At 70.7% G+C, this 15,971-nt stretch carries 7 protein-coding genes and 1 pseudogene; 1 reads left to right on the top strand and 7 read right to left on the bottom strand.

Features of this window, described 5'->3' with window-relative positions:
* Positions 1 to 83: 83 nt before the first annotated feature.
* From H5411_RS39500 to H5411_RS39470, 7 genes and pseudogenes are all read right to left on the bottom strand, one after another.
* Positions 84 to 4,802, bottom strand: coding sequence for a type I polyketide synthase (locus H5411_RS39500; RefSeq protein WP_183126751.1), 4,719 nt, complete (start codon positions 4,800 to 4,802; stop codon positions 84 to 86).
* A gap of 11 nt (positions 4,803 to 4,813) precedes the next feature.
* Positions 4,814 to 9,916, bottom strand: a pseudogene (locus tag H5411_RS39495) (type I polyketide synthase); the annotation flags it as partial.
* 125 nt (positions 9,917 to 10,041) lie between these two features.
* Positions 10,042 to 10,920 (bottom strand): nucleotide disphospho-sugar-binding domain-containing protein, encoded by an 879-nt coding sequence (locus H5411_RS39490; protein WP_183126745.1) that lies wholly within the window; start codon positions 10,918 to 10,920, stop codon positions 10,042 to 10,044.
* Between the two features lie 99 nt (positions 10,921 to 11,019).
* The gene (locus H5411_RS39485; protein ID WP_312878708.1) at positions 11,020 to 13,575 is read right to left on the bottom strand and encodes an ABC transporter permease; all 2,556 of its coding nucleotides are present in this window, start codon (positions 13,573 to 13,575) and stop codon (positions 11,020 to 11,022) included.
* Positions 13,572 to 14,312 (bottom strand): ABC transporter ATP-binding protein, encoded by a 741-nt coding sequence (locus H5411_RS39480; RefSeq protein WP_244194757.1) that lies wholly within the window; start codon positions 14,310 to 14,312, stop codon positions 13,572 to 13,574. The genes H5411_RS39485 and H5411_RS39480 overlap by 4 nt, the downstream gene beginning before the upstream one ends.
* 23 nt (positions 14,313 to 14,335) lie before the next feature.
* Complete coding sequence (locus H5411_RS39475; protein ID WP_101438254.1) at positions 14,336 to 14,566, bottom strand: hypothetical protein; 231 nt, start codon at positions 14,564 to 14,566, stop codon at positions 14,336 to 14,338.
* A 108-nt stretch (positions 14,567 to 14,674) separates the two neighbouring features.
* The gene (locus H5411_RS39470) at positions 14,675 to 15,094 is read right to left on the bottom strand and encodes a hypothetical protein (RefSeq protein WP_208637445.1); all 420 of its coding nucleotides are present in this window, start codon (positions 15,092 to 15,094) and stop codon (positions 14,675 to 14,677) included.
* Between the two features lie 70 nt (positions 15,095 to 15,164).
* On the opposite strand from H5411_RS39470, the gene H5411_RS39465 reads away from it, so the two are divergent.
* Complete coding sequence (locus H5411_RS39465; protein WP_183126744.1) at positions 15,165 to 15,875, top strand: TetR/AcrR family transcriptional regulator; 711 nt, start codon at positions 15,165 to 15,167, stop codon at positions 15,873 to 15,875.
* Positions 15,876 to 15,971 lie beyond the last annotated feature (96 nt).

The raw sequence follows: 15,971 nt of genomic DNA, 5'->3' as shown, positions 1-15,971 counted from the left end.
TCTTGTCGCGGTTTCGGGCTGTCCGTGAAGGGCTCCTTGAGGGAATCTGATTCCCGGAAGGAGCCCTTCACGGACAACGGGGGTCAGGCGCCGAGCTCGTCGTCGATGAGGGCGAACAGTTCGTCGGTGGTGGCCGCTTCGAGCGCTTCGGAACCGGATTGGCCGCCTGAGAGGGTCTGGTGCAGCGCGGCGACGACCGCCTGCAGCCGGGGCAGGATCCGGGACCGGTCGATCTCCGCGGCGTCGAGCGCGGCGGCCGCCGCTTCGAGCCGGTCGAGCCCCGCCTCGAGCGGGACCTCCGCCTCGCCCGCGCACAGCTGGCTCCACAGGTATTCGGCCAGCGCCTGCGGGTTGACGTGGTCGAACGCGACCGTGGCGGGGAGCTTCAGCCCGGTGCCGGCACCGAGCCGATTGCGCAGGTCGACCGCGGTCACCGAGTCGAAGCCAAGTTCCTTGAAGGCCCGCGCGGGTTCCACCGAGCCGCCGTCGTCGTACCCGGCGACCGCGGCGACCTCGCCGCGCACCAGGTCCAGCACGGTCCGGCGCTGTTCGGCTGGGCTCAGCGAGGCCAGCCGGGCGGCCAGGTCGCCCGCGCCCACCGGTTCGGCGCCGGTCTGGTCCGCCGCGGCCTCGGGGATGCCGCGCAGCAGCGGCCGGGGCCGGGCAAGCTGGTAGACCGGCGCGAACGCGGTCCAGTCGATGTCCGCGACGACCAGCTGGGCCTCGTCGTGGTCGAGCGCCTGGCCAAGGGCTTCGACGGCGAGCCGCGGGTCCATCTCGGCCAATCCCATGCGGCGCAACAGGTCGCTCGCGTCCGCGTCGACCATCCCGCCCCCGCCCCAGGAACCCCAGGCCACCGCGGTCGCGGTCCGTCCGGCCGCGCGCCGGCGCCGGGCCAGCGCGTCGAGGTAGGCATTGCCGGTGCCGTAGGCCGGCTGGCCGGAGGTGCCCCAGACCGCGGCACCGGAGGACATCAGGACGAACGCGTCGAGTTCAGTGTCGCCGAGCAGCCGGTCGAGCAGTTCGGCACCGGTGACCTTCGCGCGGATCGCCGCGGTGAACTCCTCCGGCGTCACGTCGACCAGCGCGGGTTCGCGGGTCAGCACCCCGGCGGCGTGCACCACCGCAGTCGGCGGGTGCTCGGCGAGCAGCGTGGACAACGCCGTCTCGTCGGCAACGTCGCAGGCCACGACGGTGACGCGGGTGCCGGCCAGCTCCTCCACCAGCTCACGCGCGCCTTCGGCTTCGAGGCCGCGACGGCTGGTCAGCACCAGATGTTCCGCTCCGCGAGAGGCGAGCCAGCGCGCGACGTGGCCGCCGACCGCGCCGGTGCCGCCGGTGACGAGCACGGTGCCGCGCGGCTGCCACGGCTCCGCGACGTCCGGGCCGAGCGGCGCGTGCACCATCCGCTTGGCGAACACTCCCGACGGCCGGATCGCGACCTGGTCCTCGTCGTTGATGCCGGACACGACCGCGGCGAGTTTCGCCGCGTCGGCCGCCTCGGTGACGTCCACCAGACCGCCCCAGCTGCCAGGCTGGTCCAGGGCGACCACGGTGCCGAGGCCCCACACCGACGCGGCCTCGGGATCGGCGTCGGAGAAGGCGTCGACCGCGATCGCGCCTCGGGTGACCACCCATGCCGGAGCGTCGATCTCGTTGTCCCGCAATGCTTGCAGCAAGGCGATGGTGTTGAGTGTCGGGTTCTCGGCGAAAGCGAGCAGCGACAGGACTCCGTCGAACGGACGGACTGCGGTGGCCTCGCCGAGCAATTCGGCCAACGCCGTGCGGCAGTAGTCTGCGGCGACCAGCCGGACGACGTCGCCCTGTTCGGCCAGCGCGTCCGCCAGTTCAGTTGCCTGACCGACCCCGGCAGGGACGACGACCAGCCAGCTGCCGGTGAGCCCACTGGTCCCGCCGGACAGCGGAGACCACGACACGCGGTATCGCCATGAGTCCACGGTGGACAGATCGGTGCGGCGGCTGCGCCAGGCGGCCAGTGCCGGGACGACCTCGGCGAGCGGGCCGGTGCCGACGCCGAGCCGGGCGGCGAGCGCGTCGACGTCGCCGCCGGTCACGTCCTGCCAAAACTCCTGGTCGGCGACCGGGGTTGCCGTCTCTGCCGCGACGGCTTCCTCTTCGTGCCAGAAACGCTGGTGCTGGAACGGATAGGTCGGCAGGTCGACGATCTGGCCGCCGGGGACCAGCGAGAGCCAGTCGACCGAACCGCCGCGCACCGAGTACTCCGCCATCGAGGTAGCGAACCGGGTCAGGTCGCCCTCGTCGCGGCGCAGCGTGCCGACGACCGAGCCAGCGTGTCCGGTTTCGTCCAGGGTTTCCTGGATGCTCATGGCCAGCACCGGATGCGGGCTGATCTCGATGAACCGCGTGTAGCCAGCCTCGGCGAGCTGCGCGACGATCGGGGCGAACCGGACCGTGCGGCGCAGGTTGGCGAACCAGTACGCGGCATCCACAGTGGACTCTTCGACCGCGTCGAGGGTGACGGTGGAGGTCATCGCGACGTCGCCACGCTTCGGCTGGATCAGGGCGAGGTCGGCGAGCAGCCGGTCCGAGAGATGTTCGACGTGCGCCGAGTGCGACGCGTAGTCCACCGGGACCAGCTTGGCGCGGAAGCCGTCGGCCACCAGCTGGTCACGCAGCTCTTCGAGGGCTTCGGCGTCACCGGACAGCACGGCGGACGTCGCGCCGTTGTCGGCCGCGACCGAGATCCGGCCGTCCCACGCACCGAGCCGCTCTTCCAGCTCGGTCGCCGGGAGGCCAGCTGCGAGCATGCCACCGCCGCGTCCGCCCAGGACGTCGCCGATCGCCTTGCTCCGCAACGCGACCACCAGCGCACCGTCCTCAAGCGACAGTGCACCTGAGACAGTCGCCGCGGCGATCTCGCCCTGCGAGTGGCCGATCACCATATCCGGCTCGACTCCGTGCGCACGCCACAGCGCGGCCAGCGAAACCATGACGGCCCACAGCATCGGCTGCACGACGTCGACCCGGTCGGCCGGCGGAGTGCCCGGCTCGCCGCGCAGGACTTCGACGACCGACCAGCCGGTGAACTTACGGAGCGCGGTGTCGCATTCGGACATCCGGGCGGAGAAGGCCGGGGACTGCTCGATGAGGTCGAGCGCCATGCCAGTCCACTGTGAACCCTGGCCGGGGAAGACGAAGACGGTCCGTCCGCGGACATCCGCGGTGCCGGTGATCGCGTCCGGACGGGAAACGCCGGAAGCCAACGCGCGCAACGCTTCCTCAGCTTGCTTGCGGTCCTGCGCGACGACCACTGCGCGGTAGTCCAGCGGCGCGCGGCCATTGACGAGCGTGTGGACGACGTCGGCGAGCTCACTGTCCACTTGGGCTAGTTGGCCAGCGGACTCCGCCAGTGCGGCAGGCGTCTTCGCGGACAGGGCCAGCGGGTAGACGGGAACCGGAACGGACTCGCTCGCCTCGGCGACGGGGGCCTGCTCCAGGATCACGTGCGCGTTCGTCCCGCTCACGCCGAACGACGACACCGCCGCCCGCCGCGGCCGATTCACCTCGGGCCACGCCTGCGGTTCGGTGAGCAACTCGACCGCGCCGGACGTCCAGTCGACGTGCTTCGACGGCGTCCCGACGTGCAGCGTCTTCGGCAACCGAGCGTGCCGCAGTGCCTGCACCATCTTGATCACGCCCGCGACGCCGGCGGCGGCCTGCGGGTGCCCCATGTTGGACTTGATCGAACCGAGCAGCAACGGCGCACCGCTGCTGCGCTGCCCGTAGGTTTCCAGCAGTGACTGAGCTTCGATCGGGTCGCCCAGCGCGGTTCCGGTGCCGTGCGCCTCGACCGCGTCCACATCGGACACTGACAGTCCAGCGTCGGCGAGCGCGGCCTCGATCACGCGGACCTGCGAAGGACCGTTGGGCGCGGAGAAACCATTGCTGGCCCCATCCTGGTTCACCGCCGAACCGCGCAGCAACGCGAGCACGCGGTGCCCGTTGCGCTGCGCGTCGGAGAGTCGTTCCAGGACCAGCACGCCGACACCTTCCGCCCACGAGGTGCCGTCCGCGTCGTCGGAGAACGACTTGCTCCGGCCGTCCGCCGCTAGACCGCGACGGCTGCAGAAGTCCACGAACATCTCCGGCGTGCCCATCACCGCGACGCCGCTCGCCAGCGCGAGCGTGCAGTCGCCGCGACGCAGCCCTTGCGCGGCCATGTGCAGTGCGACCAGCGAAGACGAGCACGCGGTGTCCACCGACACCGACGGTCCTTCGAGACCGAGGGTGTAGGAAACCTGGCCGGAAACCAGGCTGCCGTCCGGGCTGCCGCCGCTGTAGTCGTGGTACATCACGCCGGCGTAGACGCCGGTCGAGCTGCCCTTGAGCCCGTGCGGGTCGAGCCCGGCGCGCTCGAACGCCTCCCAAGAGGCTTCGAGCAGGATCCGCTGCTGCGGGTCGGCGCGGCGGGCGTCGCGCGGGCTGATGCCGAAGAACTCGGCGTCGAAGTCCGCTGCGTCGTAAAGGAAACCGCCGTGCCGGGTGTAGGTCTTGCCGGGCCGCTCGGGCGTCGGATCGTAGACGCGCTCGATGTCCCAGCCGCGGTCGGCGGGGAACTCTCCGATCGCGTCGCGTCCCTCGTCGACGAGGTCCCACAGGTCGTCCGGCGTCCGCACGCCCCCGGGGTAGCGGCAGCTCATGCCGATGATCGCGATCGGCTCGGTGTCGCGCGCTTCCAGCTCGTGCAGCCGGCGGCGGGCCTGTTTCAGATCGGCCGTCGCACGCTTCAGGTAGTCGCGGAGCTTGTCCTCGTTGCTCATGGTCTGCCCGTTCATGAGATGCCCAATTCGTCGTCCAGGACGGCAAACAGCTCGTCGTCGGTGGCCTCGTCCAGATCGGCTTCGGTTTCGGCTCCGGCGTGCGCGTCGGTCCACTTGCGCACCAGGGCGTCCAGCCGCGCGGTGACCTTCGCGGCCGACCCGTTCAGCGTTCCGGCCGCGCCGCCGAGGAGGGTTTCGAGCCGGTCGATCTCGCTCAGCAGCGGGTCCGCCAGACCGTGGCCGGCACCGAGCAGCTCGTGCAGCCGGCGGGCGAGCGCGGCCGGGGTCGGATGGTCGAACACGATGGTCGCGGTCAGCTTCAGGCCAGTCCGCGCGCCGAGCTGATTGCGCAGCTCGACGGAGGTCAGGGAGTCGAACCCCATCTCCTGGAACGCCCGCTCCGGCTCGACCGCCGTGGCGCTCGCGAAGCCGAGAATCGCCGCGACCTGCTCCGACACCACGTCGAGCAGGTACTCCTCGCGCTCGGCCTCGGGCACGGTCGCCAACCGCGGCACGGGGGCCTTCTTGACCGGACGGCGCACCATTCCGCAGAGGACTGGCGGCAGGTCGTCGGTCCGGGCACGCAGCGCGGCCTGGTCCAGGCGGACCGGGGCTAGCACGGGTTCGGCCGAGGCGAGGCACGCGTCCAGCAGGGCGAGTGCTTCGGCGGTAGCCATCGGCGGCGTGCCGAGGCGGCGGAGACGGCGGAAGTCCGCTTCGGACAGTTCGCCCGCCATGCCGCCGTCTTCCGACCACGCGCCCCAGCACAGCGAGGTCGCCGGAAGTCCTTGGGCGCGACGGTGTTCGGCCAGCTCGTCGAGGAACGCGTTGGCCGCGGCGTATCCCGCCTGCCCGGCTGCGAGGACCGTGCTGGCGGCGGACGAGAATAGGACGAACGCGTCGAGGTCGCTGGTCAGCTCGTGCAGGTTCCAGGCACCGTCGACCTTCGGTGCGAAGACGCGGACGGTCTCTTCCTCGGTGAGCGTCTCGACGCGTCCGGCCGAGGGAACGCCCGCCGCGTGAATGACCGCAGAGAGCGGGCCGACCGTGGCGAGGAGGGCCCGCACCGACTCCGCGTCGGTGACGTCGCAGCTTTCGACCGCGACCGTCGTGCCGAGGGACGCCAGCTCGTCGCGCAGCTCGGCCGCACCGGGTGCGTTCGCTCCCCGGCGGCTGGTCAGGACGAGGTTCCGTACGCCGTGCTTGGTCACCAGGTGCCGGGCCACGACCGCACCAAGTCCGCCGGTACCGCCGATGACCAGCACTTTGTCCCAGTTCAGCTCGGTCGGCTCCGCGGTGACGGCGGAGAAGCGCGGGACGAAGACCTGGCCGTCGCGGACCGCGGTCTCGGGCTCACCGGTGGCCAGCGCTAGGTCCGGGTCGCCGTCGACCAGCGCGAACCGGCCGGGGTTCTCCGCCGCAGCCGCGCGCACCAGACCCCAGGCTGGGGCGAGAGCTGGATCGACGTCCTCGCCGTGCACGGATACCGCGCCGCGCGTGACCACCGCGAGCCGACCGTCGCCCTCGAGGGTCCCCTGGATCGCGGCGAGCACCCGAGCGGCGACCGCACGCGCGGCTTCCGGCACTCGACGCTCCGGAGTGGACACTTCGAGAATCCGGAAGTCGTGCCGCTCGCCGATGTTCGTGACGGGCTCCCACCTGACCCGATACAGCGCGTCCTTCGCCGGAGCCAGCTTCAGCGCCCGTGCGGCAAGAGTCTCGACGGTGAGCACCGGGCTACCGGTGGCGTCGGCGATCTGCAGGGTGATCGCGTCGGTGCCCGCCGGAGCGACCCGGACTCGCAGCGACGAAGCGCCTGGCGAGTGCACCGTGGTGCCGCTGAACGAGAACGGCAGCATCGGTTCGGCACCGCCTTCGGGAGCCGGGCCGAGGAGCTGCGCGTGCATGGCGGCGTCCAGCAAGGCGGGATGGACGCCGTAGTCGCGGGCCTCGGCACCGTCGCGAAGCGCGACCTCTGCGTAGATGACGTCACCGTCCTGCCACATCGCCTGCAGGCCTTGGAAAGCCGGGCCGTAGTCGTAGCCCAGGGCGGCGAGGGTCGCGTACGGATCGTCCAGCTCAACCTTGGTGGCACCGACGGGCGGCCATTCGGTGAGGTCGAACGACGGTGCTTCCGCCGCCGGGGCAACGAAACCGCTCGCGTGCCGAGTCCAGGTCTCGGCGCTGTCTTGTCGAGAGTGGACAGTGACCGCGCGACGACCGTTCTCGTCCGGAGCTTCGACGGAGACTTGGAGCGACGCGCTCTCGGGTAGAGTGAGCGGCGCTTCGAGGGTGAGTTCCTCGATGTGCGCGCATCCAACCTCGTCGGCGGCACGGTGCACCAGCTCGACAAACGCCGTCCCGGGCACCAGGACCGTGCCGAGGACGACGTGGTCGGCGACCCAGCCGACACTGGTGGTCGACAGCCGGCCGGTGAGCACCACGGCGTCGGTTTCCGGCAGGTGGACGACGGAGCTCAGCATCGGATGCTCAGCGGGCCGCTGGCCGTGCTCGGTCGCGTCACCGCTGGTCGTGTCGGCGGGAAGCCAGTAGCGGGACCGGCGGAAGGCGTAAGTCGGCAGCTCGACGCGGCGCGCGCCCGGGTAGAACGCGCTCCAGTCGACCGGGACGCCGCGTGCGTGCAGCGTCGCGAACGCGGTGACGGCGGTAACCGCTTCGTCCCGGTCCTTGCGCAGGGCCGGGACGAACGCGAGCGTGTCGTCGCCAAACCCGTTGTGCGCAGCGGCGGTGAGCACCGCGGACGGTCCAATCTCGACAAACGTCCGGACACCTTCATCCACGAGCTTTTCGACCCCGGCGTGGAACCGCACCGCAGCGCGAACTTGGCTTACCCAGTAGTCCGGAGTGGACAGATCTCCGCCGACACCGACCGTGGAGACGATCGGAATCTGCGGCTTCCCGTAGGTGAGTTTCTCGGCCGCGACGGCGAATTCGGCGAGCATCGGCTCCATCAGCGGCGAGTGGAACGCGTGCGACACCTTGAGCTTCGAGGACTTCCGCCCGTCGAACTCCGCCACCACCGCAGCAACAGCGTCTTCGGCACCGGAAAGCACGACAGAGTCCGGGCCGTTGATCGCCGCAATGCTGACCTCGCCGGTCAGATGCGGCGTGACCTCGTCCTCGGTCGCCTGCAGAGCCACCATCGCCCCACCGGACGGCAGCGCCTGCATCAGCCGCGCCCGCGCGCCGACCAACGCCGCCGCGTCCGGGAGCGAGAGAATCCCGGCGACGTGCGCGGCAGCCAGTTCGCCGATCGAATGGCCGAGCAGGAAGTCCGGCTTGATCCCCCACGACGCGAACAGCCGGAACAACGCCACCTCGACCGCGAACAACGCAGGCTGAGTGAAGCCGGTGCGCTCCAGCTCGGCGGCATCGTCGAGGACTGTCTTCAGTGGACGGTCCAGATGCGGACCGAGTTCGGCGCACACGGCGTCGAAAGCATCGGCGAATACGGGATACTTCGCGGCGAGTTCGGCGCCCATTCCGGCGCGCTGCGCGCCCTGGCCGGTGAAGAGGAACGCGGTACGGCCGTTGGTGCGGCGGTCCCGGACTTCGCGCAGCTCGTCTCGCGTGGCACCGACGAGCACCGCACGGTGGTCGAGCATGGACCTCGTGGTGGCCAAGGAAAAACCGATGTCAGTTGGCGAGCCTTCGGCTTCCGCGAGCTGGTTCACCTGCGCGTCGAGGGTGTCCGCGCTGTCCGCGGAGACCGGCCAGGCGAGCACTGGGACTTCCGCCGGCGCAGCGACGTCCTCGACCGGCTCGGCCTGTTCGACAATCACGTGCGCGTTGGTGCCGCTGATCCCGAACGACGACACTGCCGCACGACGGGCACGTCCGGTCTCCGGCCACGGCCGCGCCTCGGTAAGCAGCTCGACCTCGCCAGCCGACCAGTCGACGTGCGGCGACGGCGCGTCCACGTGCAGCGTTTTCGGCAGCACGCCGTGCCGGATCGCTTCCACGACCTTGATCACGCCGCCGACCCCGGCCGCGGCCTGGGTGTGTCCGATGTTCGACTTGAGCGAGCCGAGCCACAGCGGCTCAGTACGGTCCTGGCCATAGGTGGCCAGCAGCGCCTGCGCCTCGATCGGGTCGCCGAGTTTCGTGCCGGTGCCGTGCCCCTCGACGAGGTCGACGTCCGCCGTGGTCAGTCCAGCCGATTCCAGCGCCTGGCGGATCACGCGCTGCTGCGCGGGTCCATTAGGGACAGTCAGGCCGCTCGACGCGCCATCGGAGTTCACCGCGGAGCCGCGGAGCACGGCGAGCACTTGGTGCCCGTTGCGGCGGGCCTCGGAAAGCCGCTCGACCACGAGGACACCCGCGCCCTCGCCCCAGCCCGTACCGTCGGCCGCGGCGGCGAACGCCTTGCACCGGCCGTCGTCGGAAAGCCCGCGCTGCTCGGAGAAGTACACGAAAGTTTCGGGAGTGGCCATCACCGTGACGCCGCCGACCAGGGCCAGCGAACAGTCGCCGCGACGAAGTGCCTGCGCTGCCCAGTGCAGCGCAACGAGCGAAGACGAGCACGCGGTGTCCACGCTCACCGCCGGTCCTTCAAGCCCGAGCGCGTAAGCGACCCTGCCCGAAACGACGCTGCCGGCGGCCGCGTGGCCGGCGTAGTCGTGGTACATGACGCCGGTGAACACTCCAGTTTCGCTGCCGCGCAACGTCTCCGGCACGATCCCGGCCCGTTCCAGCGCGGTCCACGAGGTTTCCAGCAGGATCCGCTGCTGCGCGTCCATCGCAAGCGCCTCGCGCGGCGAGATGCCGAAGAACTCCGGGTCGAATTCCGCCGCGTCGTAAAGAAAACCGGCCTCGCGCGTATTCGTGGTGCCGGGACGTTCACCGGTGGGGTCGTACAGCGTGTCCAACGGCCAGCCGCGGTCCTCCGGGAAGCCGCCGATCGCGTCGGTTCCGGTGGCGACGAGGTTCCACAAATCCTCCGGCGACGTCACACCGCCTGGGTACCGGCAGGCCATGCCGACGATCGCGATCGGCTCGCCGTCACGCTCGCGCGTTTCCTGCAGTGCCCGCTTCGCCTCGCGAAGATCGGTCGTCGCGCGTTTGAGGTAGGCGAGCAGTTTGCGCTCGTTCTCGCCGCTGGACTGGAAGTCGCTACTCACGCCAATCGCCCCGCCTAACCGCGAAAAAGGGTGGAAAGTGCCACGTCGGGAACGCTACCGACGGTGCTGGCGTGCCCCCACCCCTAGCGGCCCCACATTCAGCTGGCCAGCGCGGCGGCGACCACGCGAGGGGCCGGCAACGCAGCCACCTCCGCACGCAACGCGTTCGCACCGGCGCGAAGCGTCTCGTCCGCCAGCCGGGAAATCCCTTCCGCCGCACCGGAAATCCCCGCACTCGCTGCGGTGACTCGAGTACCGAAGGCGGACTCGGTCAAGGACAGCTGCGGCAGTCCGTAGGCGACCGCGGCCAGCGCCAGAGACTCGTCGCCGTCGTGCACGACCGCCGCGCAGGTCGGCAACACGGCTGCCGGAGGAGCGTCGTCAACCAGTTTCACCTTTTGCGGCAAGGCAAGCCCGGCAGGCAATTCCGCGGCACAGACAATTTCGGAGTCCACCTCGGACACCGCGTCGAAGACCGGCTCGTACCAGGAGGGATCAGTCAACGACAAGAGAATGCGAGTACGGCGTGCCTTGCGGCGCAGCCAAGTCGGCACCTCGACTGGGCCGAAGTACGGCACGTGCCGCAGCGGTTCTCCCGCCGAGCCGTTGTGCCGCAACGAAGGCGGCACGACGTCGAGCGTGTGGTCCGCAGCGATGTCGGGCTCGTCCTCCGGGCCCAGCACGCGAACCGCCTTGGCACCGACCTCGCGAGCCGCGGCAATTCCGGCGGGCGCGTTCGACACCACCACCTCGGGCCGCCACAGCTGCGCGAACTCGCCCAGCGCGGTGGATTCGGTCAGCGAGGCGTCACCGTCCTCGAGCTCGACCGCGACGCAGCCGGTGCTGAGGATGTGTTCGACGAACGCGGGCCGTCCGGCGATTTTCACGTCGTGCCCGGCGGTCCGGAGCGCCCAGGCCAGCGGCACGAGGGTGTGCAGACGGGCCGTCGAGGACGGCGCGGCCAGGAGTACACGCATGGGATCACTCCAGATACGACAAAGACCGGGCCGGCCCGGTGCGGACAGTCATGACGAGACTATCCACTCCGGACCGGCCCGGCGTACCCCTAGAAACCGTTACTGGCCGGGCATTTTCACCGCTTCGATGGCGTTGCGGCGCATCGCCAGCCGGGCCGAGAGCGCGGTCGCCGGCCACACGATCAGGAAGATCGCGAGCACCACGGCGAGGAACACCCAGATCGGCCCGGACGGGATGATCTCGCCGGTGGTCAGTGCCATCGGCACCACGGTGAAGAGCGAGATCACGATGCCGAGCACGAGCCCGGTCACCGCCACGATCCCGCCTTCCACGAACAGCATCCGCCGCACCTGCCCGCGATCCGCGCCGGCGAGCCGTTGCGCGCCGAACTCCCGTCGGCGAGCCAGCACCGCCACCGACAGCGTGTTCACCGCGGCGATCGCGGCGTACGCGATGGCGAGCACAGCCAGCAGGTAGTTGATCAGCGCCTCGACGTCGGCACTCGCCTGGAAACTCGCGGCGAGCGCACTGTCGTCGCCGACCGTGACCCCCGGCCAGTCCTTCGCCCGGTCGGACAGCGCCGACACGAGCGCGCTGGCGTCACCGCCCCGCACGAGCACCTGCGCCGCCAGACCGCTGGTGGTGTGCGCGGCCAGGAGATCGGCGGGCAGCACCATGCTCGCGTAGCTGGACGGGCTGTCCAGCAGCGCGACCACGGTCACCGGGACCTGTGCCCCGTCGCCGAGCCGCATGTTGATCTTCGAGCCGACCTTGACTTCCAGGTTGCCGGCCACCGACGCGGGCAGCGCCACGGAATTCCCGCGCAGTTGCGTCAGCGAGCCTTCGGTGACCTCGGTGGCGAGCACCGTGCCGCCTTGGTCCTGCGCGGCGACGCCCAGCAGCCGCAACGGGTCGCTTCCGTTGCCGTCGTAGGGATCCTCGACCCAGCCCGAGCTGGTGACGAGCGGCGACGAGGTCGAAACCCCTGGCGTGCTGCGGATCTGCGCGAGCTGATCCGGAGAGAACCCGCCCGCGGTCGAGGTGACTACCGCGTCCGCCTGCAACTGTCCGGCGTACGCGGCGATCTGCGCTTTCTGCGCGGTGGTTTCGGAATACACGTTGCCGAGCGCGACCGCGCTGGCGAGCGTGATCGGCGTGAGCACCGCGGCGAACGCGACGGCCCGCGCCCGGGTGTTGATGACCGCGAGCGTGGCGTCGCGGCCGGCGACCCGGCGCACGAACGGACCGAACCGGTCCACCACCCACGCGATGATCTCCGGACCGAGCAGCGCGACGCCGATCGAACCGGTGAGCACCGCCGGACCGCCGATCGCCGACGCGGTGTCGGCGGGCATGAAGATCGTGGTCGCGGCGAGCAGCACGGTGGCCGCGCCGCAGATCAGCGCGCCCATGCGGCGCAGCGCGTTCACCTTGACGCCCGGGATCGCCGCCTCGGCCAGCGCCTGGATGGGCCGGGCCCGCGCGGCGGCCAGCGCGGCGAACCACGCGGCCCCGAAGGTGATCGCGAGCGTGGCGATCATCCCGGCCGCGAAGGCGATGATGTCCTGGGTGAAGGCGAGTTCGTCCGGCACGATGCCGAGCGAGCCGCTGGTGCTGAAGATCCAGTTCCCGAGCAGGCTGCCCAGGAACGCCCCGCACACCGCGGCGATCGCGCCGACCGCCATCGTCTCCATGACGACCATGCGGTGCACCTGTTTCGGCGTCGCCCCGGTCGCCCGCAGCAGCGCGAGTTCCTGCTGCCGCTGCCGGACGGTGAGGCTGATCGTCGCGGAGACCACCAGCGCCATCACGACCAGCACCATGCCGCCGAACACCGCGGCGAGCAGGATCAGCGGCAGCTGGCTTCCGCTCACGCCCAGGAATTCGGCCGATCCGCGGTCGTCGCCGGTCAGCACGGTGAGCGACGGGACCTGCTCCGAGATCTTGGCGGCCAGGTCGGCGGCATCGACGCCGTCAGCCGGGAAAACGCCGACGAGCCCGACCGTGCCGGGGTGCGGGTTGAACCGCTGGGCGTCCGCGACGGAGAAAAAGAACGCGGGCGACTTCACCGTCTGCGAAGGCTGTGCGACGCCGGAAACCTGGAACGACTGCCGCTGCCCGTTCACCGCCAGGTCGACGGCTGAACCCGCGTGCATGCCAGCCGCGGACGCGGTCGCCGCGTCGAGCACCACCTGGCCCGGGGAGTTCGGAGCCGCGCCCTCGGTGAGCTTGTAACCGCCCAGCGAAGCCGAATCCCAGCCGTGTCCGGAAAGGACAGCCGCGCCGGATTTGGCCGGCGCGCCGTCGTGCAGCAGGACCGTCGCGAACGACACGTCCGGCACCGCCTGCCCGACGCCCTGCACCGCGGAGATCTTCGCGACCTGCTCCTCCGGCAGCACTGCACGCTCGGCGTACGGAACGACCTGGGATTCCTCGTCCGGCAGCTTGAACCCGGCGGACCCGCCCACCACGAGCGGAGCCGCGGACAGCCGCTGCGGTGCAGCCTTCAGCACGATTGCCGTCTCGAACAGCCCGGCGCACGCGATCAGCAGACCGCAGCCGATGAGGATCGCGACGAACGACGCGAGCGACGCCGCCGCGCGGTACCGGAGGCTCGACAGCGCGAGCGCGAGCACCACTCGCCGCGAGCTCACCGCTGCCTCCGCGCTTGCTCGCCTAGGTGGGCCAGGGTGCTCGCGACCGCATCGACGCTGGGCGAGGCCATCTGCGTGACGATCCGGCCATCGACCAGGAACAGCACGTTGTCCGCGTGGGACGCCGCAACCGGATCGTGGGTGACCATCACGATGGTCTGGCCCGCGCTGACCAGCTCGCGCATCAGGCCGAGCACCTCGAGCGCGGTGGTGGTATCGAGCGCGCCGGTGGGCTCGTCGGCGAAGACGACGGCCGGTCGGGCGGCGAGCGCGCGGGCGATCGCGACGCGCTGCTGTTGTCCGCCGGACAGTTCGCCGGGCCGGTGCTTCACGCGCTGGGACAGCCCGACGCGCGCGATCACCTGGTCCACCCACGCCTTGTCCGGCGCGCGGCCGGCCAGCAGCGTGGGCAGCGTGACGTTCTGCTCCACGTTCAGCGCGGGCATCAGGTTGAACGACTGGAAAATGAACGCGACGTGCTCGCGCCGCAGTTCGGTGAGCTGCGTTTCGTTCTTGCCCTTGAGGTCGGTCCCGACGAGGGTGACCTGCCCCGAGGTCGGCGTGTCCAGCCCGGCCGCACAGTGCAGCAGCGTGCTCTTGCCCGAACCGGACGGGCCCATCACCGCGGTGAAGGTGCCTGCCGGGAAGGCGACGGACACGCCGGCGAGCGCTTCGACCGCGCTCTCGCCCCGGCCGTAGGTCTTGCGCACCGCGTCCAGCTGGACGGGCGTTGCCACGGAAGTGGTGGTGGGCACGTCGTTCACTCCGATCCGTTCCCGGAACCGCGGCGGTCGAGCGACCACCACACCGCGAGCACGATGGCGCCTCCGCCCAGCGTCCACAGCCAAAACGGCGATTTGAACGACATGCTGATCAGGCTCATCAGCAGCCAGATCACGAACTGGACCCCGGTGACGGCGGCCCAGGCGATCGTGACGACGCGGCGAGCGAGTCCGCTCCCGGAGCGGGTTTTCTCGGTGCTCTCCGACATGAGGCCCCCCAATACGGCTTCGGCGGAGTCGGAATTAATTGTGTAAGGCTTGCACAGTTTAGCGGACCCCGGATGATCGGGGAACCCCGGACCGGAGCACAGGGGCGCTCAGGAGGCTCCGCCCGCCGAAGCACGGGCCCGCCGGTCGAAGTCCCGGACGCTCCAGACGCCCGCGACCAGCACGCCGCCGCCGAGCAGCACCCAGATCAGCCACAGCGGGTCCCACTGCCCGCCGATGACGCCGATGCCGAACCAGATCAGCGCGTTCACCGCGACGACCAGCACCCAGAGCCCGAACGCGAGCTTCGGCGCGGCCTCCAGCAGCGGAGGCGGCGAAACGGAGGTGCGCCCCTCGACGGCGGCCCGCAGCGCGGCGTGCGACCCGGCGAGCCGGATCCGGGCCAGCCTGCGCGCGGCTTCCTGCCCGTCGCAAGCCCCCTCGGACCTGGCGTGCTCGACCTCGGTCGCCGCCAGCTTCCGGTCCAGTTCGGTGACCTTCCCGAACCCGAACCGGTTGGTCTCGCTCACGTTGGCTCGCCCCCAGACCAGATCAGTGTAAGACTTGCACAGTTTACTGAAAGACGTACCGGAGCGAAAGATGCCGATCGAGCCCGATCCCCGAGCCCTGCCGCCCGGCCTGGCCCCGGCCTGGCTGGGCGCCCCGCGCCCCCGCCGAGGACCGAAGCCGTCGCACACCGTCGAAGCGGTGGTAGCGGCCGCCGTCGAACTGGCCGACACCGAAGGCCTGGCCGCCGCGTCGCTGCCGAACATCGCGTCCGCGCTCGGGCTGACGACCAACGCGCTGTACCGCTACGTAAGCTCGAAAGACGAACTGCTGATCCTCCTGGCCGAGGCCGGCTTCGGCGCGCCCCCGCCCGCCCCCGACGGCCTGGACTGGCGCTCCGCGGTCCGCACGTGGGCCGACGCGGCGGCAAAACGCTACGCCGCCCGCCCGTGGCTGCTGGACGTCCGCGAAGGCCTGACCCCGCACCGGCTCCGGTGGACCGAACAACTCCTGGCTGTCTTCACTGAGGCCGGTTTGTCCACAGTGGACGCACTGTCGTGCGCGGACCTGGTCTCGGCCGTAGTCCGCGCCACCGCAGACCGCCGCCGCACGGTCTCTGACCCGGACTCGCCGGAATCCACCGAGAATGCGGCTGATGTGCGCGCCTTCCTGCAACCACGCCTCTCCGAAGGGGGTTATCCGCACCTGGCTGAGCTAGCGGAAGCACGCGAATACCCGGCCGCCGCACCCGAAGACTTCGCCCTGGAACGGGTCTTGGACGGAATCGCCGCGCTGCTCCCCTGACCTGCCCTTCACGGGCGTGGCTTCTCTCAAGGGGCCTTTCACGGACCACCCGCCACCCAACCCCCGCCGCTGCACCTAACCCACCAAGCACCCACA

The organism is Amycolatopsis echigonensis, from assembly GCF_014174495.1.
Lineage (GTDB): Bacteria > Actinomycetota > Actinomycetes > Mycobacteriales > Pseudonocardiaceae > Amycolatopsis > Amycolatopsis echigonensis.
The sequence above is the reverse complement of the archived record's forward strand: the minus strand, read 5'-3'. Positions and strand labels throughout refer to the sequence as shown.